The organism is Streptomyces coeruleorubidus (assembly GCF_008705135.1).
Taxonomy (GTDB): Bacteria; Actinomycetota; Actinomycetes; order Streptomycetales; family Streptomycetaceae; genus Streptomyces; species Streptomyces coeruleofuscus.
Map to the genome: position 1 here is coordinate 5,279,674 of NZ_CP023694.1, position 18,873 is coordinate 5,298,546.

Genomic DNA, 18,873 nt, shown 5'->3' on the forward strand with positions numbered 1-18,873 from the left:
TTCTGCGAGAGACCTTGGATCCGGTGCCGATTCGGGCATCCGGCGACATTGCGCCCTCTAGGACGGTGTCTCAGGGGGAGAGGTTCACTCCCTTCGTCAAAGCCGTTTCAAAGGCCATGGAAAGTCCGGGACAAGCGCTCGCGAAAGTGTGAGTGCGGTGAGGGACCCCGGGCGGAAAGCGCGGACGGGTAACCATCGATGGGTCTGGGTCTCACGAGCAACAAGGTGCTGGCGCTGGCGGTACTGTCCGCGGTGCTGCTGTTCGCCGGCACGGTCTGGCTGTGGCCGCGGCTGGCCCGGCGCAGCTGGCGGGCCGTGGGCGGGCGGATCGGCCTGCTGCTCGCCACGCAGGTGGCGCTGTTCGCCGCGGTGGGCCTCGCCGCCAACCAGGCCTTCGGTTTCTACGCGAGCTGGGCGGACCTGTTCGGGCAGGAGAAGGAGCAGGGCGTGGTCGTCGACCACACGCCGGGCGGCGGCCCGCTGGAGGTGGTCGGCTCGCGCCGGGTGCCGGGGGCGGGCGGGGTGAGTCCCCTGGCGGGCGGCCGGATCCAGGAGATCGACGTCGTGGGGCGTACGACGCGCATCGCCACGCCCGCGTACGTCTATCTGCCGCCGGAGTACTTCCAGCCGCGGTACCGCACCCGTACGTTCCCGACGGCGGTCGTGCTGACCGGTTACCCGGGCACGGCCTCGGCGCTGGTGGAGAAGCTCCACTATCCGCGTACGGCACTGGAGCTGGCCCGGGAGGGCCGGATGCCGCCGATGATCCTGGTGATGCTGCGGCCCACGGTGGCGCCGCCCCGGGACACCGAGTGCGTGGACGTCCCGGGCGGTCCGCAGACCGAGTCGTTCTTCGCCAGGGATCTGCCCGAGGCGTTGCGCACGCACTATCGGGTGGCCGATAAGCCGGGCGGTCTGGGCATCATCGGCAACTCGACGGGCGGTTACTGTGCCTTGAAGATCGCCATGCACCATCCCGATGTGTATGCCGCCGGGGCGGGCTTGTCCGCGTACTACAAGGCGCCGATCGACGCCACGACGGGCGATCTCTTCCAGGGCGACAAGGGGCTCCGGAATCGCGCCGACCTGTGGTGGTACCTCAAGCACAGGCCGGCTCCCGACACGTCACTGCTCGTCACCAGCAGCAGGTCCGGCGAGTCCAACTACCGGGACACGATGCGGTTCATAGAGCGGGTGGCGGCCACCGGGCGGACGCGGATCTCGTCGATCGTCCTGGAAAGCGGCGGGCACAACTTCAACACCTGGCGGCGCGAGATTCCGGCGACGCTGGAGTGGATCGGCGGGCGGCTGAACGGGCGTTGAAAATGATCTTGGGAATTCGCTCCCGCTTGCCCGAGGGGGCGATTCCGCTTCTTCCCGAGTTCGGATGCCGTGTGAACGCTTCGGTGTGGCTTTGTTTTTGCGGGGTGGGTCACCATGATTCGCCTACGCGCGGTAAGTTTCTGGCCATGCCACGTGGACGTCACCGCCATTCCCCGCCCTTGCACAGGCTGCTGCCCCCGTCGGCGATCGCAGGCGTCTCCCTCGTCTGCGCCCTGGGGCCCTGGGTGTTCACGGAGCCGACGGTGCTCCGCGGTCTGGCCGCGGCCGCCGCGGCGACGGCGGTCGTCGGCGCGGTCGTGCTCCGTCGCTGGGACACCCAGGCGGGCAAGCGCGTCGCGGACCTCACGCGCGCGCGTGCGAGCGACGAGTGGCGCTTCGAGGAGCGGGTCGCCGAACTGGAGGCCGACCTCGACGAGTCCCGCGAGCTGCGCGCGAAGCTGGAACAGCGGCTGCGGGCCAAGCGGACCGAACTGGCCGGACTGCGCAACGAACACGCCGCCCTGCTGCGCCGGTACGCCACCGCCGAAACCGAGCGCGCGAGCGTCCTGGAGGAACGCCGGGTGCTCGAGATAGAGGCGACGGTCCCGGAACGGGCCGCGCTGCCCGCGGGGGCGGCGAAGACGGCGGAGGCTCCGGCGGACGCCGACGAGGCGGCTGCCGCCGAGGAGCAGACGGAGATTCCCGCGGTGTTCTCACCGGAGGGCTCCCGGCTGTTCCTGCGTGCCGCTGCGGCGCTCGCCCGGCTCGACGCCGACGCGGCCCCGGACCCGGACGGGGGCGGCGACGGCGACGGCGTACCGATGGGCGACGACGCGGAGCCCGCGCGGGACGACCGGAAGGACGACCAGCGGGAGCAGGCGCGGGAGGACGAGGCGCAGGGGCAGTCCGAGGCGGTCGCCGGGCACGAGCACGCGACCGCCGGCACCGCCACCACTGACGAGGCCGAGCGACTCCCGCAGCCCGCCTCCCCGGGGCACTACACCGTGCCGACCGCTGTGGCCGTGGCGCCGCAGACGCCGGTGCGGCGCCACACGTCGGAAGGCGGGTTCGACTTCTTCGGTACGAAGCAGGGCACGTCGCGGGCCGCCCTGGAGGCCGTGCAGAACGAGGACCTGGCCGATGTCGTCGGCCAGGAGGCCCTCGCGCTGCACAAGGCCGAGACCGAGGCCCGGTTCAAGCCGGCGGACGAGGAATCGCGCGGCATCGGCCAGGTCATCGACCTGACGGCGCACGACGAGACGGAGCAGATCGACGTACAGGGGCTGCGGAGCGCGGTTTCCTGACGCCCACGTCGCTGAACCTGACGCCCACACCCGCTGAAAAGGCCCCCCGGCCGTGACCGGGGGGCCTTCGCTTTCCGGTGGGTCACGCCATCCAGCGGTCCGGCCGCGCGTCCCTGCGCCCGGTCCGTGACCGCTCCGCCTGGGCCTCGAGCAGTTCGCGCGCTTCGGCCGCGTCCCGCAGCCGTGCCCTCACCGTCTTGTTCGCGCCCGTGTCCACACACACGTCGGCCACGCCCCGGGCCCGCTCCCACGGCCCCTGCGTCATCCGTACGCTCTGCACCTTCGCGTGCGGCACGAGCGCGAGGCTCCGCCGCAGCAGCCCCGACCGCGCCGCGAACACCGCGTCCGTGACGGCGAGTCCGTACCCGCGCCACCACACCGGCACACACCACCGGGCGCGGCGCGGCGACGGCGACAGGGCCGCCCGCTCCGGCACGGTCACCCCGGGCAGTACGCGCGCGACGACGACCTCCGCGATCTCGCGCGGGGCGACCGGCACCAGCACGGAGTTGGAGGAGCCGGCCACGTCCAGCTCCACGCGCACCCAGCCGCGCCGCCGCCACAGCAGCGGCTCCACGATCCGCACGGTCTGCACGCGCCCCGGCGGCACCGTCTCGTGGGCCCGGTCCAGCAGGCCGTGGTCGAGCCGCAGCCCGTCGGGCGACTCGGCCACCGTCCAGTCGTACTCGCCGACGAACCGCCCCACGCTGCTCGCGCCCGCCGCGCCCAGCAGGGGCAGGGCGACGGCCAGGACCGTCCACACGCTCTCCGTGGCCAGCCACAGCACGGGCGGCACGACGAGCGCCGCGGCCAGCGATCCCCAGGTCGCCCCGCTCAGCACCAGCGACATGGCGAGCACGCCGGGCGGCACCCGCAGCATCTGCCGGGACGGCGCCTCCCCGACCTCGTGCGCGGTCTCGGGCGCGAAACCGGCCGCGCGGGCGAGCAGTTCGGCCCGCAGCGACCGCGCTTCGTCCGCGCCCAGGAAGGCCAGCTCGTCCTTCTTGTCGGTGCCTATGACGTCGAGTTTGAGCTTGGCGACGCCCGCGACCCGCGCGAGCAGCGGCTGGGTGACGTCGACGGCCTGGAGCCGCTCCAGCCGGATGTGCGCGGTGCGCCGGAACACCAGTCCGGTACGGATGCGCAGTTCGGTCTCGGTCACCGCGAAGCGCGTGAACCACCAGGAGCAGAAGCCGTACAGGGCCGCGGCCGGGAGGATCACGGCGAGGCCGATCAGCAGCGTGGTCGTGTCCAGCCGGGTCAGATGGCGCTGCGCCCCGTCGGGGTCGTGCACCGCCCAGCCGATCACCACGGCGACCGGCGCCCAGGCCCGCCTGAGCGGTGTGACGGGGTGCAGCCGCCGCTCGGCGATCCCGTTACCGGCCTCGGCGGTCCGGGCGGTCTCCGGGGTCTCGGCGGCCCCGGCGTCTCCGGCGGTCCGGGCGGTCTTGGGGGTCTCGGCAGCTTCGGGGTTCCCGGCGGTCTGGGCGGCTTCGGCAGCTTCGGGGTTCCCGGCGGTCCGGGCGGCTTCGGAGGCCTCGGCGGCACCGGGGTTCCCGGAGGTCCGGGCGGCTCCGTAGGCGTGGGCGGTCTGGGCGGTGTCGGGGGTCTCGGCGGCCCTGGCGTCTCCGGCGGTCTGGGCGGTCTCGGCGACCTCGGCAGCTTCGGGGTTCCCGGCGGTCCGGGCGGCTCCGTAGGTGTGGGCGGTCTGGGCGGTGTCGGGGGTCTCGGCGGCCCCGGCGTCTCCGGCGTCTCCGGTGGCCCCGGCGTCCCCGACGGTCCGGGCGGCCTCGGGGGTCTCGGCTGCCCCGGTGGTCCGGGTGGCCTCGGGGGCCTCGACAGCCCCGGCATCCCCGGCGTCCCCGGCGGCCTCGGGCGCCGTCACAGTCCGGCCGATCGGGCCTCGCCCAGCTCGGTGAGGCGGTCGCGCAGCCGCTCCGCCTCGGCCGGGTCCAGGCCGGGGATGGTCGCGTCGGTCGCCGCGGCGGCCGTGTGCAACTGCACGCTGGCCAGCCCGAAGTGCCGCTCGACGGGCCCGGAGGTGACCTCCACCAGCTGCATCCGCCCGTACGGCACGACCGTCTCCTCGCGCCACAGCACACCGCGGCTGATCAGCAGGTCGTCGGCGCGCTCGGCGTACCGCCAGGAGCGCCAGTTGCGGCCGATCATCACCCACCCCCAGACCATCAGCGCCAGCGGCGGCAGCGCGAAGGCGGCCCAGGCGGGACCGACCAGCAGCCCCGGCACCAGCCCGGCGGCCAGGCTGATCAGCCCCAGCCACACCACCAGCAGCAACCGCCGCATCTTCAGCAGCCCGGGCGGCAGCGCGATCCACACCGGCCCGTCCCCGGCGGCCCCCGCGGCGCCCTGCGTGCCTGCGGCGTCCCGCGTCTTCGCCGCGCCCTGTGTCCCCGCCGGCCCCGTGTCCTGCGGACTCCCCGTCTCCATGAGGCCAGCGTACGTAGGAGAGACTGTGTCCATGACTCCTACGACGGAGACCATGGTCGGAATCGGCGGCGCCGCGGAGAGCACCGACATGGTGCTCAACATCGGGCCGCAGCACCCGTCCACGCACGGCGTGCTGCGGCTGAAGCTCGTGCTGGACGGCGAGCGCATCACGCACGCGGAGCCCGTGATCGGCTACATGCACCGCGGCGCGGAGAAGCTGTTCGAGGCGCGCGACTACCGCCAGATCATCATGCTCGCCAACCGCCACGACTGGCTGTCGGCCTTCTCCAACGAGCTGGGCGTGGTCCTCGCCGTGGAGCGGATGCTCGGCATGGAGGTCCCCGAACGCGCGGTGTGGCTGCGCACGCTGCTCGCCGAGCTGAACCGGGTGCTCAACCACCTGATGTTCCTCGGCTCGTACCCGCTGGAGCTCGGCGGGATCACGCCGATCTTCTACGCCTTCCGGGAGCGCGAGGAGCTCCAGCACGTCATGGAGGAGGTCTCCGGCGGGCGGATGCACTACATGTTCAACCGCGTGGGCGGCCTCAAGGAGGACCTGCCGGCCGGGTGGACCACGCGCGCGCGTGCCGCCGTCGCCGACGTGCGTTCCCGGATGGACCGGTTCGACGACCTGGTGCTCGGCAACGAGATCTTCCGGGGCCGCACCCGGGGCGTCGGCACGCTCGCCCCGGAGGCGGTGCACGCCTACGGCGTCAGCGGGCCGATCGGCCGCGCCTCGGGCGTCGACTTCGACCTGCGCCGGGACGAGCCGTACCTCGCCTACGGCGAGCTGGGGGACGTCCTGAAGGTGGTGACCCGGCAGGAGGGCGACTGCCTGGCCCGCTTCGAGTGCCTCCTGGAGCAGACGCACAACGCGCTGGACCTGGCCGACGCCTGTCTCGACCGGCTCGCCGAGCTGCCGCCCGGGCCGGTCAACCAGCGGCTCCCGAAGGTCCTGAAGGCACCCGAGGGCCACACCTACGCCTGGACCGAGAACCCGCTCGGCATCAACGGCTACTACCTGGTCAGCAAGGGCGAGAAGACGCCGTACCGGCTGAAGCTGCGCTCGGCCTCGTACAACAACATCCAGGTGCTGACGGAGCTGCTGCCGGGGACGCTGGTCGCGGACATGGTGGCGATCCTGGGGTCGATGTTCTTCGTCGTGGGCGACATCGACAAGTAGTGGCCAGGAGCGGGTCCCCGATGCGTCCTAGAACGGGTCCCCGATCCCGACCGGCTGCACCAGCCACCCGAAGTCGCCCAGCCCGCCCGCCGCGGTGAGCTCGGCGGCCTCTCCGGCGCTCGCGAGGGCGCGTACGTAGGCGGCGGGGTCGGTGGAGGCCAGCGTGAGCGGGGGGCGTGCGCCCGTCACGCCCAGGGCGCGCAGCGCCTCGCGCTGCGGGAGCAGGCGCCCGCCGGGCAGCGCGCACGCGTCGAGCGCGACATGCGCCGTGATGTCGCACGAGCCGTCCGGCACGGCCGCCGTCTCGCGGCCCTCCCGGAAACCGGTCAGCGTCCCGAACGGCGGCCGGGTGTCCGCCGTGTGCGCGTAGTCCACGGCGACGGCGAGCCCCCGGTCGAGCGTGGCGACCGCCGAGGCCCAGGCCTCGTCCCGGGGCAGGCCGATCTCGGCCCGCAGCCCCGCCTCGCCGGACAGCGGCCACCACCGCGCCAGCCACCCCGCCTGCTCCCCGTCGACCGGCTCCCCGAGCCGCTCGGTCCCGTCCTCCCGGACCAGCACCCGCCGCGCCACGCCCGCGGCGTCCACCTCCGCGACCTCCACCGGTACGTTGTCCAGCCACTCGTTGGCGAACAGCAGCCCGGTGACGCCCTGCGGCGGCTCGGCCGGCCACTCGATCCGGTGATCGAGCCCCTCGGGCCGCTCGGCGACTTCGACGGCGTACGCGCGCGTGCGGGCCGCCACGTCGGCCGGGAGCGCGGCGAGCACCCCGCCGGCCAGCTCGCCGCGCCCGGCCGCCATGTCGACGAAGTCCAGCGTCGCGGGCCGCCCCAGCGCCTCGTCGACCCGGCACAGCAGCCCCGCCACGGCCCCTGCGAACAGCGGCGACGCGTGCACGGACGTACGGAAGTGCCCGGCCGGCCCCTCGGCCCGGCGATAGAAGCCGCCCGGCCCGTACAGGGCCTCCCGAGCCGCCGCACGCCACCCTCGCCACTCGTGTCCCTGGTGTCCCTCGCCCCTCGTCACTGCTGTCACGGGGCCAGGCTAAGCGGACACAACGAACGCAACTCCACCTTGCGGAGTACACGCGCCCGGTGCGGATCGGTCCTCCGGTTGACCCCTGCACCTATCCCGCTTCCCTACGCTGGGTTACGTGCAGCGCCTTTATGACTTCCTCCGCAGGCACCCGATGTGGGTCGACGGCTCCTGGGCCGTGGTCCTCCTCGGGATTTCCGTGGTCGGCGGAGCGTCGGGCGGGTTCGGTCCCCCGGCCGTCGCCGTTCCGCTCGCGCTGCTGCTGTGCCTGGTGGTCGCGCTGCGCCGCCGCATGCCGGAGAAGATGCTGCTGCTCGCGACCGCGGTCGGTGTGGCGCAGCTGATCACCGACGTCGAGATGGGCCCCCACGACTTCGCCATGCTGGTGATCGTCTACACGGTCGCCGCGGAGGGCGCGCGCTGGGCCTCCCGCTTCGCCCTGGCCGCCGGCCTGTGCGCGGCCCCCGTGGCCCACCTGCGCTGGCCGAGCGACCAGACGAACGTCGCGGGCAACATCGCCCTGACGGTCTTCATGACCGTGCCCTTCGCCCTCGCCTGGGTGCTCGGCGACTCCATCCGCACCCGCCGCGCCTACTTCGCGCAGCTGGAGGAGCGGGCCGCCCGCCTGGAGCGGGAGCGCGAGGCACAGTCCAAGGTCGCCGTCGCCGCCGAACGCGCCCGCATCGCCCGCGAGCTGCACGACGTCGTCGCGCACAACGTCTCGGTGATGGTGGTGCAGGCCGACGGCGCCGCCTACGTCCTCGACGCCGCGCCCGACCAGGCGAAGAAGGCCCTGGAGACCATCTCCTCCACCGGCCGCCAGGCCCTCGCCGAGATGCGCCGCCTGCTCGGCGTGCTGCGCACCGGGGAGCACGAGGAGGCCGGGGAGTACGTGCCGCAGCCCGACGTCCAGCAGATCGAGGACCTCGTCGAGCAGTGCCGCGGGCACGGACTGCCCGTCGACTTCAAGGTGGAGGGCACCCCCCGCCCGCTGCCCAGCGGCGTCGAACTCACCGCCTACCGCATCGTGCAGGAGGCGCTCACCAACACCCGCAAGCACGGCGGGCCCAACGCGGGCGCGAGCGTGCGCCTGGTGTACTTCGACGACGGCCTCGGCCTGCTCGTCGAGGACGACGGCAAGGGCGCCCCGCACGAGCTGTACGAGGAGGGCGGGTTCGACGGCCAGGGCCACGGCCTGATCGGCATGCGGGAACGGGTCGGCATGGTCGGCGGCACCCTGGACGCCGGCCCGCGCCCGGGCGGAGGATTCCGCATCAGTGCCCTGCTGCCGCTCAAACCCGCCAACTGACCTCGGCGCACGCCCCTCGCCGACACCTGCAAAAGAGACATGGAAGAGGCCCCGATGACGATCCGCGTGATGCTCGTCGACGACCAGGTGCTGCTGCGCACCGGTTTCCGGATGGTGCTGGCCGCCCAGCCGGACATGGATGTCGTGGCGGAGGCGGGCGACGGGGTCGAGGCCCTCCAGGAACTGCGCTCGACCGAGGTCGACGTGGTGCTGATGGACGTCCGCATGCCGAAGCTCGACGGTGTGGAGGCGACCCGCCGGATCTGCGCGGACACCGACCCGCCGAAGGTGCTCATCCTGACCACCTTCGACCTCGACGAGTACGCCTTCTCCGGGCTGAAGGCGGGCGCCTCCGGCTTCATGCTCAAGGACGTGCCGCCCGGGGAGCTCCTCGCCGCGATCCGCGCCGTGCACAGCGGTGACGCGGTCGTCGCGCCCTCCACCACCCGGCGGCTCCTGGACCGCTTCGCGCCGATGCTGCCGGGCACCAAGCAGCCCCAGCACAAGGAGCTGGAGCGGCTCACCGAGCGCGAGCGGGAGGTCATGGTGCTGGTCGCGCAGGGCCTGTCCAACGGCGAGATCGCGGCCCGGCTGGTGCTGTCGGAGGCGACCGTGAAGACGCACGTGGGCCGCATCCTCACCAAGCTGGGGCTCCGGGACCGGGTGCAGGTGGTGGTGCTGGCCTACGAGACGGGACTGGTGCGGGCCGGCGGGCACGGCTGAGCCGTCCGCCAGGGGGCTGCTATCTGAGGATCCCCTCCAGGAACTCGCTGCCGAGCCGGGCCACCGCCGTCACGTCCAGCTGGTGCAGGACGTAGCGCCCGCGGCGCCGGGTGGTGACCAGGCCCGCCTTCTTCAGCACGGCCAGATGGCGGGATATCTCCGGGGCCGTCATGCCGTGCACCTGCGCCAGCTCGCCTGTGGTGTACGCGCTGCGGGCCAGATAGCGGCACATGCGCATGCGCACGGGATGGGACAGGGCGGTCATGCGCAGGGCCAGCTGCTCCAGCGTGGGCGGGGCGGCGAGCCCCGGGGAGCCGACCGGGTAGTGCAGCACCGGCTGCCAGCCGTACCGGTACAGGACCATGAGGTGCGGCCAGCCCAGGCTCGTCGGGACGAGCAGCAGGCCGTTGTCACCCGTGGCCGTGCGGCCGTCGCCCAGCTTGTCGACCTTGATGTCGGCGGCGGCCTCGTCGAGCGTCACCGCGGGGGACACCGCGGCGAGCGCCTCGGCCAGGCCCCGGTGTCTGAGGAGGTCCGTCTTGTGGCGGGCGTCCGCCGCGAGCTGGTGACGCAGCCGGGACCAGGCCTCCGCGAAGAACGCCTCGTCGCAGTCCTGGAGGAACTGCCGCAGCCAGGCCCGGATCCTGGGCGGGTCGGCCAGCAGCCGCTCGCCGAACCGAAGCTGCTGCGGCCCGCGCGCGGCGGCCAGGTCCAGAGACCGGCGGCGCACCTCGGGGTCGGACAGCGCGGTGGGCCCGCACGAGCCGTATCCGACGGCACAGGTGAACTCCAGTGCCGCGTCGACGAACTGTTCGTCCGTCAGCTTGTCCAGCAGGTCCAGTTCCTCGGCGAGGGTGGTGCACGGCAGTGTGCCCTGGCCCGGGAGGCCGGCGTACGGCAGGAACAGGTCCGAGAACGTCGTCCGCCACAGGAAGTCGGCCTCGCACATCCGGTCGGCCAGGTGCGGGTCGAGCCGGGCGGTCACGCCCGTCACCCAGCCCTGAAGGCCCGGGTGGTGCCCCGGCTCGGACAGCGCGTGCAGTGCCATGCCCAGCTCGGCCAGGGGCGAGGGCACGACGGCGACCTGCTCCGGCCGCAGCCCCGTGATGTCGATGTGCACGCTCATGCCCTCATGGTGCACCCCGCCACTGACAACGCCCCGTCGATTGACGGGCCTCGTCAATCGACGCGACGCCGCATCCGGCGCGGGCGCACTGTGGGACCACCGGGGCAGCCGCGGAGCCTTCGGACCTCCATCACCCCGTCCCGCAGAGGCGATCCACCATGAGCATCACGCAGCAGCACCTCCTCGACACCTACCGCGCCCGCCGGCTCGGCGAGCCCGCCCCGCCCGCACCCGGCGCGCACGACTGGCAGGTCGTACGCGAGTGGCGCGACGAACGGCAGTTCCGGGCGGTCATGGCGGGCCGGCCGGCCCGCCACCGGTTCCGGGACGCCCTGAACCGGTGGCGGCGGCGCTCTACCTGACCTCCTCCGGCAGCCGGGCCACGAACTCCGCCACCGCGGTCTTCACGTCCTCGGCGGTCCACTCCACCCCGGCGGACCGCACATGCACCTCCGTGACCGCCAGACCCGGACCGCCCCGGTCCCAGCCGGAGCCGAACAGGACGGTGCCGGTCTCCTCGGCCGTCCGCACCGCCGCCTCCGCGAGGACGCCGGCGTCGTACGGCAGCCACACCTGGAAGTCGTGGGTGTGCGGCACCTCCGGGTGCACGCGCACCCACGGCACCCCGGCCGCCGCGAAGCCCTCGCGCAGGGCGGCGGCCACCACGCGCGCGTGGGCGACGTACTCCGGCAGCCGGGGCAGCTCCCGCTCCAGTCCGACCAGCGCGGACAGGACTGTCGGGAACTGCTGGAAGACCTCGCCGCCGTAGCGGTGCCGCCAGGCCTTCGCCTCCTCCACCAGCTCCCTGGGCCCGGCCAGCGCAGCGCCGCCGAAAGCCTCCAGGGACTTGTAGAACGACACGTAGACGCTGTCGGCCAGACCCGCGATCTCCTCCAGGGACCGGCCGAAGTGGACCGTGGATTCCCACAGGCGCGCCCCGTCGAAGTGCACCACCGCGTCCCGCTCCCGCGCGGCCGCCACCACCTCGGTGAGCTCCTCCCAGGAGGGCAGCACGAAACCCGCGTCCCTCAGGGGCAGTTCCAGCATCAACGCCCCGAAGGGCTCCTCGAAGTCGCGTACCTCGGCGGCGGTGGGCAGCCGCGGCTCGCTCGTCACGCGCACCGTCCGCAGGCGCCCGACCTCGCTGAACGCGTTCCGCTCGTGCACCTCGGGATGGCTGAGCGCGTGCAGGGCGACGGTCGGGTCGCCCGTGCGGCCCGCCCAGCAGCGAAGCGCCACCTGCTGGGCCATCGTCCCCGTCGGGAAGAACGCGGCGGCCTCGGTGCCGAGCAGTCCGGCGACCTTCGCCTCCAGCGCCTCGACGACGCCGTCGCCGTAGAGGTCGGACAGCTCGTCCAGGTCGTACAGGCCCTCCGCCCCGTCCAGCTCCGCCAGCCGCTCCCGGAGCGTCTTGTGGAAGCCGAAGCGCGCGAACACCCGCCGTGCGCCCCGGTGGGCGGCCAGCCGCCGCTCCCGGAGCCGTGACCTCCGGTCCTCGTCCGCCAGTTGCCCGGTCGCCTGCTCGTCCCGTTCCGCCTGTTCCGCCGTGTCACTCATGGCCCGGATCATCCCGCGCGCGGGTGCGGGCGGACACCCGGTTTTTCCCTGCCTGAACGCACACCCTGTGGACAACCGAACGTCCCTCGAACCGATCGCGTTAACATGACGAGAAATCGTCCGGTACCCGGAGCGGACTGGAACGGGAAGGCCGCCGTCGAGTGAACACAACCCCACAGCCAGACCCCAAGGACCGCCCCGCGCGGCTCACCGTCGGCGTCGTCGGCGCCGGTCGCGTGGGACCCGCACTGGCCGCGTCCCTCCAGCTCGCCGGGCACCGCCCGGTCGCCGTCTCGGCGGTCTCCGAGGTCTCCCGGCGCCGCGCCGCGCAACTGCTGCCCGACGTGCCGGTGATGCCGCCCGCCGAGGTCCTCCAGCGGTCCGAGCTGGTCCTGCTGACCGTTCCGGACGACGCCCTGCCCGAGTTGGTCGCGGGCCTCGCCGACACCGGGTCCGTACGGCCGGGACAGCTTCTCGTGCACACCTCCGGGCGGTACGGCGCGCGGGTGCTCGACCCCGCCCTGCGCGCGGGCGCCCTGCCGCTGGCCCTGCACCCCGCGATGACCTTCACCGGCACGCCCGTGGACGTCCAGCGGCTGGCCGGCTGCTCCTTCGGCGTCACCGCGCCCGAGGAACTGCGGATGGCCGCCGAGGCCCTGGTCATCGAGATGGGCGGCGAGCCGGAGTGGATCGCCGAGGAGAACCGGCCGCTCTACCACGCGGCCCTCGCCCTCGGCGCCAACCACCTGGTCACCCTGGTCGCCCAGTCCCTGGAACTGCTGCGCACGGCCGGTGTCGCGGCCCCCGACCGGATGCTCGGCCCGCTGCTCGGCGCGGCCCTGGACAACGCCCTGCGCTCCGGCGACGCGGCCCTCACCGGCCCGGTCGCGCGCGGGGACGCGGGCACGGTCGCCGCGCACGTCACCGAGCTGCGCCGGCACGCCCCGCAGGCCGTCGCCGGCTACCTGGCGATGGCCCGCGCGACCGCCGACCGGGCCCTGGCCCACGGCCTGCTCAAGCCGGAGCTCGCCGAGGACCTCCTCGGGGTACTCGCCCACGGGACCGACGGCACCGAAGGGGACGCCTGATGACCACCACCCTGCTCAGCACCGCCGGTGAACTGCACGCACGCACGCGTACGGGCCGTCGCGCCGTGGTGATGACCATGGGCGCGCTGCACGAGGGCCACGCCACGCTGATCCGCACCGCGCGAACCATCGCCGGGCCGGACGGCGAGGTCGTCGTCACCGTCTTCGTCAATCCGCTCCAGTTCGGCGCGGGCGAGGACCTCGACCGCTACCCGCGCACCCTGGACGCCGACGTGAAGCTGGCCGGGGAGTCGGGCGCGGACGTCGTGTTCGCCCCGGCCGTCGACGAGGTCTACCCCGGCGGCGAGCCCCAGGTCCGCATCACCGCTGGCCCCATGGGCGAGCGGCTGGAGGGCGCCTCCCGCCCGGGCCACTTCGACGGCATGCTCACGGTCGTCGCCAAGCTGCTCCACCTCACCCGCCCCGACGTCGCCCTGTACGGCCAGAAGGACGCCCAGCAGCTCGCCCTGATCCGCCGCATGGCGCGGGATCTGAACTTCGGCGTGGAGATCGTCGGCGTGCCCACCGTCCGCGAGGAGGACGGCCTGGCCCTGTCCAGCCGCAACCGCTACCTCTCGCCCGCCGAGCGGCGCACCGCCCTCGCGCTGTCCGGTGCGCTGTTCGCGGGCCAGGACCGGCACGCCGCGCAGGAGGCGCTGCGCGCCCGGGCCCGCGAAGTGCCCGCCACACGCGCGCGTGCCGAGGCCCTCAGCGCCATAGGGGAGTCCCGTGCGGCAGCGGACGCGCACGCCGTCGCGACGGCCGTCCCGGGCAGCCCGGCCGCCGTCCGCGCGGCCGCCCGCCAGGTCCTCGACGAGGCCGCCCGCCTCGACCCGCCGCTCGTGCTGGACTACCTCGCCCTGGTCGACCCGTCCGACTTCACCGAGATCGGGGACGACTTCACCGGCGAGGCGGTCCTCGCCGTCGCCGCCCGGGTCGGGACGACCCGGCTGATCGACAACGTTCCCCTCACCTTCGGAGCCGCCTCGTGACCAGCACAGGCATACGACTGCACGCACCCGCCCCCGGCTGGTCCCTCTCCGCGGACGTGGTCGTCGTCGGCTCCGGCGTCGCCGGCCTCACCGCCGCCCTGCGCTGCGAGGCGGCCGGCCTCACCACCGTCGTCGTCACCAAGGCCCGCCTGGACGACGGCTCCACCCGCTGGGCCCAGGGCGGCATCGCCGCGGCCCTCGGTGACGGCGACACCCCCGAACAGCACCTGGACGACACCCTGGTCGCGGGCGCGGGCCTGTGCGACGAGGAAGCCGTCCGCATCCTCGTCACCGAGGGCCCCGACGCCGTACGCCGCCTCATCGAGACCGGCGCCCAGTTCGACGAGACCTCAGAGGGCGGCCTGGAACTCACCCGCGAGGGCGGCCACCACCGCCGCCGCATCGCCCACGCCGGCGGCGACGCCACCGGTGCCGAGATCTCCAGGGCCCTGGTCGAGGCGGTGCGCGCGCGTGGTCTGCGCACGGTCGAGAACGCGCTCGTCCTGGACCTCCTCACGGATGCCGAGGGCCGCACGGCGGGCGTCACCCTGCACGTCATGGGCGAAGGCCAGCACGACGGCGTGGGCGCGGTCCACGCCCCCGCGGTGGTCCTGGCGACCGGCGGCATGGGCCAGGTCTTCTCGGCGACGACCAACCCGTCCGTCTCCACGGGCGACGGCGTGGCCCTGGCGCTGCGCGCGGGCGCCGAGGTGAGCGACCTGGAGTTCGTCCAGTTCCACCCGACGGTCCTCTTCCTGGGCTCCGACGCGGAGGGCCAGCAGCCGCTGGTCTCCGAGGCGGTCCGCGGCGAGGGCGCCCACCTGGTCGACGCCGACGGCGTGCGCTTCATGCAGGGGCAGCACGAACTGGCCGAACTCGCCCCCCGGGACATCGTCGCCAAGGGCATCACGCGCCGCATGCAGGAGCAGGACGCCGAGCACATGTTCCTCGACGCCCGGCACTTCGGCGCCGACATGTGGGAACACCGCTTCCCGACGATCCTCGCCGCCTGCCGCGCCCACGGCATCGACCCGGTCACCGAGCCCATTCCCGTCGCCCCGGCCGCCCACTACGCCTCCGGCGGCGTCCGCACCGACTCCCGGGGCCGTACGACCGTCCCCGGCCTGTACGCGTGCGGCGAGGTCGCCTGCACCGGCGTGCACGGCGCCAACCGCCTGGCCTCCAACTCCCTCCTCGAAGGCCTCGTCTACGCCGAGCGCATCGCGGCCGACATCGCCGCGAGCCACGCGGAAACCGGCCTCCACGCGCGCGTGCCGCGGCCCCTGCCCTACCCGGAGACCCCCGAGCACCCCCTGCTCACCCCGGAGGCCCGCTTCACGATCCAGCGGATCATGACCAACGGGGCCGGCGTCCTGCGCTCGGCGGAGTCCCTCACCAAGGCCGGCGACCAGCTCCAGCAGCTCCACACCGACGCCCGCGACGCCCTCGCCGAGAACGGCAAGACCGCCGAGGCGGGCGTCGACACCTGGGAGGCCACCAACCTGCTGTGCGTGGCCCGCGTCCTGGTCACCGCGGCCCGGCTGCGCGAGGAGACCCGGGGCTGCCACTGGCGCGAGGACCGCCCCGAGCGCGACGACACCACCTGGCGGCGCCACATCGTCGTACGCCTGAACCCCGACCGCACCCTGGCCGTGCACACCACGGACACCACACACTTCCCTTCGACCCTTCCTCCCCAGGCCCCTCAGGAGCAGTGACCGACGTGAGCACCCCCGACCTTCCCCTCGCCTCGTCCGGAGGCTGCGGTGACGGCTGCGCCTGCGGCGCGGACGGCGAGGCGTACCTGGAGTGCGGCCTGGACCCCGCACTCGCCCAGCTCCTGGCCGACGCCGGCCTCGACCCCGTCGAGGTCGAGGACATCGCCAACGTGGCCCTCCAGGAGGACCTGGCCCACGGCGTGGACGTGACGACCGTGGCGACGATCCCCGAGGACGCGGTGTCCACCGCCGACTTCACGGCCCGCGAGGCGGGCGTCGTGGCGGGGCTGCGGATCGCCGAAGCGGTGATCTCGGTCGTCTGCGAGGAGGAACTCGCGATCGAACGCCACGCCGAGGACGGCGACCGCGTCGAGGCGGGCCAGAAGCTCCTCTCGGTCACCACCCGCACCCGCGACCTCCTCACGGCCGAGCGCAGCGCGCTGAACATCCTGTGCCGTCTGTCCGGCATCGCGACGGCCACGCGCGCGTGGGCGGACGTCCTGGACGGCACGAAGGCCAAGGTCCGCGACACCCGCAAGACGACGCCCGGCCTGCGCTCCCTCGAGAAGTACGCGGTCCGCTGCGGCGGCGGCGTCAACCACCGCATGTCCCTCTCGGACGCGGCCCTCGTCAAGGACAACCACGTGGTCGCCGCGGGCGGCGTCGCCCAGGCCTTCACGGCGGTGCGCGAACGCTTCCCCGACGTCCCCATCGAGGTCGAGGTCGACACCCTGGACCAGCTCCGCGAGGTCCTGGACGCCGGTGCCGACCTGATCCTCCTGGACAACTTCACGCCGGGCGAGTGCGCGGAGGCGGTGGCCATCGTCCAGGGCCGCGCCGCCCTGGAGGCCTCGGGCCGCCTGACCCTCGACAACGCCAAGGCGTACGCGGACACCGGCGTCGACTACCTGGCCGTCGGAGCCCTCACCCACTCCTCGCCGATCCTGGACATCGGCCTGGACCTGCGGCCGGCGGAGTAGGGGAGCGGGTACGGGTCATGCTGCTGACGATCGACGTAGGGAACACCCACACCGTCCTGGGCCTGTTCGACGGCGAGGACATCGTCGAACACTGGCGTATCTCCACGGACGCGCGCCGCACCGCCGACGAACTGGCGGTCCTCCTCCAGGGCCTGATGGGCATGCACCCGCTCCTCGGCGACGAACTGGGTGACGGCATCGACGGCATCGCCATCTGCGCGACCGTCCCCTCGGTCCTGCACGAACTCCGCGAGGTGACGCGCCGCTACTACGGCGACGTCCCGGCGGTCCTGGTCGAACCGGGCGTCAAGACGGGCGTCCCGATCCTCATGGACAACCCCAAGGAGGTCGGCGCGGACCGCATCATCAACGCGGTCGCGGCGGTCGAGCTCTACGGCGGCCCCGCGATCGTCGTCGACTTCGGCACGGCGACGACGTTCGACGCGGTCAGCGCGCGCGGCGAGTACGTCGGCGGGGTCATCGCCCCCGGCATCGAGATCTCCGTCGAGGCCCTCGGCGTCCGCGGCGCCCAGCTCCGCAAGATCGAGGTGGCCCGCCCCCGCAGCGTCATCGGCAAGAACACGGTCGAGGCGATGCAGTCGGGAATCATCTACGGTTTCGCCGGCCAGGTCGACGGGGTCGTCAACCGGGTGGCCCGCGAGCTGTCCGACGACCCGGACGATGTCACGGTCATCGCGACGGGCGGTCTGGCACCGATGGTCCTGGGCGAGTCGTCGGTCATCGACGAACACGAGCCGTGGCTGACGCTGATCGGGCTGCGGCTGGTGTACGAGCGGAACGTGTCGCGTATGTGAGCCGGGGCATGGCGGTGGCGCGGGGGCGGGCGTTGTGCGACTCGGCGTTGTCGCTGGGGCAATCGTGCCGCCCTTGGCGGCACGATTGCCCGCAGCTACGCGGAACCGACCCCGCAGGCCCCGCCCAGCCGGGTGGTCCCCCGCGCCACACCCATCCGCTATGCCAGATTTGTCTGATTAGCGCGTATCGTCGCAGCATGCCCACGCCATACGGATCCCGCGGCGGCATGGCGTTCGGCGTGGAGGAGCTGCGTGTGCTCCGCCGCGCTCTCGCCCTCGCCCTTCACCCGACCTCCGCCTCGGCCGACGACGTCCAGGACTGCCTCCGCCTCGCAGAGTCGCTCGACGAGGCGATGCGGGAGGGGGCCAGGCTGCGTGCCTTCCTCGTGGCCGACCTCGGCCGGTACCGCGCCGCCCTCCCCGGCACCGCCGCCGGCTACCTCACGCTCCTGGACGAGGCACTGGGTGCCGGATACCGCCCCCGCCCCGACGACCTCGCCGCCCTGCGCGCGCTGAGCGGCAACCCCACCGCCGCCGCCCTCCTGGACCGCTGCCACGGGCTCATCGGGCAGCAGGCCGTAAGCACCGGCTCGCACGCCCCCTCGCCGATCGCGCGCCCGACCGCTCACCCCGCCGCTCGCGCGGTCGCGCCAGGCACCCCCACCGTCCCCGCCTCCCGCTCCCGACTCCGTCTCCTGCCCGTCCCCGGAGGCCTCTCCGGCACCGCCGAGGACACCCCGGGGAAGCAGCCCGAGAAGAAGCCCGCGCGAAAGCCGGCGGCTCCGAAGCCCGCTCCCAAGCCCGCCCCGGCCCCCGGCCCGGGCACCCCGAAACCCGGGCGCCCGATCCCCACCCCGGGCGAGGTCTTCCCGCGCCGCAAGCCCAGCCCGCCACCCCCGGCGAACCCCCAGCAGCTCGCCGCGGGCTGACGTGGCTACTCTGGATCCATGGACTACGTCTCCGCGCTCCTGCCCCCGGTCGTCATGGCCATCTTCTTCATCGGTGTGATCCGGGTGATCGTGAAGACACAGGGCGGCGTCAACAAGGCCAAGGAGGACGCGGCCGTCGACGCCGCCCTCGCGCGCGTGGAGGTCGCCCGAGAGTCCTCCGTGGCGCCCCCGAAGGCCGAGGCCTGACCCGACCGCTGCCGCCCCCGGCGCAGCGCTCCGACGGCGTACGACTCGTGCGGCCGCCCCTCCGCGGGCTCGCACTTTCGAGTCGTACGCCCTTTTTGCTCCCGTTCGCCGTGAAGCGCACGTCCGCCACGCCATTACC

18 protein-coding genes are annotated in these 18,873 nt (G+C 73.6%); 13 read left to right on the top strand and 5 right to left on the bottom strand.

What is annotated here, in order from left to right; all coding sequences use genetic code 11:
• Window positions 1-204 precede the first annotated feature (204 nt).
• On the top strand, window positions 205-1,323 hold the full coding sequence (locus tag CP976_RS24405) for an alpha/beta hydrolase (RefSeq protein WP_167537572.1): 1,119 nt from the start codon (window positions 205-207) through the stop codon (window positions 1,321-1,323).
• A 146-nt stretch (window positions 1,324-1,469) separates the two neighbouring features.
• Entirely contained in the window at window positions 1,470-2,627 is a 1,158-nt protein-coding gene (locus CP976_RS24410) for a hypothetical protein (RefSeq protein WP_150482295.1), read from the top strand.
• An 82-nt stretch (window positions 2,628-2,709) separates the two neighbouring features.
• Here the strand turns inward: CP976_RS24410 and CP976_RS24415 are convergent, their stop codons facing one another.
• Window positions 2,710-3,999, bottom strand: a complete 1,290-nt coding sequence (locus CP976_RS24415) for a PH domain-containing protein (protein ID WP_150485487.1) — start codon at window positions 3,997-3,999, stop codon at window positions 2,710-2,712.
• 509 nt (window positions 4,000-4,508) lie between these two features.
• Window positions 4,509-5,075 carry a PH domain-containing protein gene (locus CP976_RS24420; protein WP_150482296.1) on the bottom strand — a complete coding sequence of 189 codons (567 nt, stop codon included), beginning with the start codon at window positions 5,073-5,075 and terminating at the stop codon, window positions 4,509-4,511.
• A 31-nt stretch (window positions 5,076-5,106) separates the two neighbouring features.
• On the opposite strand from CP976_RS24420, the gene CP976_RS24425 reads away from it, so the two are divergent.
• Window positions 5,107-6,258 carry an NADH-quinone oxidoreductase subunit D gene (locus tag CP976_RS24425; protein ID WP_150482297.1) on the top strand — a complete coding sequence of 384 codons (1,152 nt, stop codon included), beginning with the start codon at window positions 5,107-5,109 and terminating at the stop codon, window positions 6,256-6,258.
• A gap of 27 nt (window positions 6,259-6,285) precedes the next feature.
• Here CP976_RS24425 and CP976_RS24430 read toward each other — a convergent pair whose 3' ends face one another.
• Window positions 6,286-7,290, bottom strand: coding sequence for an SAM-dependent methyltransferase (locus CP976_RS24430; protein ID WP_150482298.1), 1,005 nt, complete (start codon window positions 7,288-7,290; stop codon window positions 6,286-6,288).
• Between the two features lie 118 nt (window positions 7,291-7,408).
• Here CP976_RS24430 and CP976_RS24435 point away from each other — a divergent pair, with 118 nt between their 5' ends.
• Together CP976_RS24435 and CP976_RS24440 are read left to right on the top strand one after the other, a co-directional pair.
• Complete coding sequence (locus tag CP976_RS24435) at window positions 7,409-8,599, top strand: sensor histidine kinase (RefSeq protein WP_150482299.1); 1,191 nt, start codon at window positions 7,409-7,411, stop codon at window positions 8,597-8,599.
• Between the two features lie 54 nt (window positions 8,600-8,653).
• Window positions 8,654-9,322 carry a response regulator gene (locus CP976_RS24440; protein WP_150482300.1) on the top strand — a complete coding sequence of 223 codons (669 nt, stop codon included), beginning with the start codon at window positions 8,654-8,656 and terminating at the stop codon, window positions 9,320-9,322.
• A gap of 19 nt (window positions 9,323-9,341) precedes the next feature.
• On the opposite strand, the gene CP976_RS24445 is transcribed toward CP976_RS24440, so the two are convergent.
• The gene (locus CP976_RS24445) at window positions 9,342-10,448 is read right to left on the bottom strand and encodes a DUF5937 family protein (RefSeq protein WP_150482301.1); all 1,107 of its coding nucleotides are present in this window, start codon (window positions 10,446-10,448) and stop codon (window positions 9,342-9,344) included.
• Between the two features lie 158 nt (window positions 10,449-10,606).
• On the opposite strand from CP976_RS24445, the gene CP976_RS24450 reads away from it, so the two are divergent.
• Window positions 10,607-10,810 carry a hypothetical protein gene (locus CP976_RS24450; protein WP_150482302.1) on the top strand — a complete coding sequence of 68 codons (204 nt, stop codon included), beginning with the start codon at window positions 10,607-10,609 and terminating at the stop codon, window positions 10,808-10,810.
• Here CP976_RS24450 and CP976_RS24455 read toward each other — a convergent pair.
• Entirely contained in the window at window positions 10,803-12,005 is a 1,203-nt protein-coding gene (locus CP976_RS24455; protein ID WP_150482303.1) for a threonine aldolase family protein, read from the bottom strand. The genes CP976_RS24450 and CP976_RS24455 overlap by 8 nt on opposite strands.
• Before the next feature lie 161 nt (window positions 12,006-12,166).
• Between CP976_RS24455 and CP976_RS24460 the strand changes: the two genes are divergently transcribed.
• The 7 genes from CP976_RS24460 to CP976_RS24490 all read left to right on the top strand — a co-directional run bounded on the left by CP976_RS24460 (window position 12,167) and on the right by CP976_RS24490 (window position 18,734).
• Window positions 12,167-13,093, top strand: a complete 927-nt coding sequence (locus tag CP976_RS24460; RefSeq protein ID WP_086854128.1) for a Rossmann-like and DUF2520 domain-containing protein — start codon at window positions 12,167-12,169, stop codon at window positions 13,091-13,093.
• Window positions 13,093-14,085: a pantoate--beta-alanine ligase gene (gene panC, locus CP976_RS24465; protein WP_150482304.1), complete on the top strand. Its 993-nt coding sequence runs from the start codon at window positions 13,093-13,095 to the stop codon at window positions 14,083-14,085. Before CP976_RS24460 ends, panC begins: the two co-directional genes overlap by 1 nt.
• Entirely contained in the window at window positions 14,082-15,803 is a 1,722-nt protein-coding gene (locus CP976_RS24470) for an L-aspartate oxidase (RefSeq protein WP_150482305.1), read from the top strand. The genes panC and CP976_RS24470 overlap by 4 nt, the downstream gene beginning before the upstream one ends.
• A 5-nt stretch (window positions 15,804-15,808) precedes the next feature.
• Window positions 15,809-16,783, top strand: coding sequence for a carboxylating nicotinate-nucleotide diphosphorylase (nadC, locus tag CP976_RS24475; RefSeq protein ID WP_150482306.1), 975 nt, complete (start codon window positions 15,809-15,811; stop codon window positions 16,781-16,783).
• 17 nt (window positions 16,784-16,800) lie between these two features.
• Window positions 16,801-17,598, top strand: a complete 798-nt coding sequence (locus CP976_RS24480) for a type III pantothenate kinase (protein WP_059414627.1) — start codon at window positions 16,801-16,803, stop codon at window positions 17,596-17,598.
• A 227-nt stretch (window positions 17,599-17,825) separates the two neighbouring features.
• Window positions 17,826-18,527 carry a hypothetical protein gene (locus CP976_RS24485; RefSeq protein WP_150485488.1) on the top strand — a complete coding sequence of 234 codons (702 nt, stop codon included), beginning with the start codon at window positions 17,826-17,828 and terminating at the stop codon, window positions 18,525-18,527.
• An 18-nt stretch (window positions 18,528-18,545) separates the two neighbouring features.
• Window positions 18,546-18,734, top strand: coding sequence for a hypothetical protein (locus CP976_RS24490; RefSeq protein ID WP_150482307.1), 189 nt, complete (start codon window positions 18,546-18,548; stop codon window positions 18,732-18,734).
• Window positions 18,735-18,873 lie beyond the last annotated feature (139 nt).

What these genes read in the sequence shown, in the direction of transcription:
- CP976_RS24410 (WP_150482295.1), top strand. Translation starts at nt 1,470, where the DNA reads ATGCCACGTGGACGTCACCGCCATTCCCCGCCCTTGCACAGGCTGCTG.
- CP976_RS24420 (WP_150482296.1), bottom strand. Translation starts at nt 5,075, where the DNA reads ATGGAGACGGGGAGTCCGCAGGACACGGGGCCGGCGGGGACACAGGGC.
- CP976_RS24425 (WP_150482297.1), top strand. Translation starts at nt 5,107, where the DNA reads ATGACTCCTACGACGGAGACCATGGTCGGAATCGGCGGCGCCGCGGAG.
- CP976_RS24440 (WP_150482300.1), top strand. Translation starts at nt 8,654, where the DNA reads ATGACGATCCGCGTGATGCTCGTCGACGACCAGGTGCTGCTGCGCACC.
- CP976_RS24445 (WP_150482301.1), bottom strand. Translation starts at nt 10,448, where the DNA reads ATGAGCGTGCACATCGACATCACGGGGCTGCGGCCGGAGCAGGTCGCC.
- CP976_RS24450 (WP_150482302.1), top strand. Translation starts at nt 10,607, where the DNA reads ATGAGCATCACGCAGCAGCACCTCCTCGACACCTACCGCGCCCGCCGG.
- CP976_RS24455 (WP_150482303.1), bottom strand. Translation starts at nt 12,005, where the DNA reads ATGAGTGACACGGCGGAACAGGCGGAACGGGACGAGCAGGCGACCGGG.
- panC (WP_150482304.1), top strand. Translation starts at nt 13,093, where the DNA reads ATGACCACCACCCTGCTCAGCACCGCCGGTGAACTGCACGCACGCACG.
- CP976_RS24480 (WP_059414627.1), top strand. Translation starts at nt 16,801, where the DNA reads ATGCTGCTGACGATCGACGTAGGGAACACCCACACCGTCCTGGGCCTG.
- CP976_RS24485 (WP_150485488.1), top strand. Translation starts at nt 17,826, where the DNA reads ATGGCGTTCGGCGTGGAGGAGCTGCGTGTGCTCCGCCGCGCTCTCGCC.
- CP976_RS24490 (WP_150482307.1), top strand. Translation starts at nt 18,546, where the DNA reads ATGGACTACGTCTCCGCGCTCCTGCCCCCGGTCGTCATGGCCATCTTC.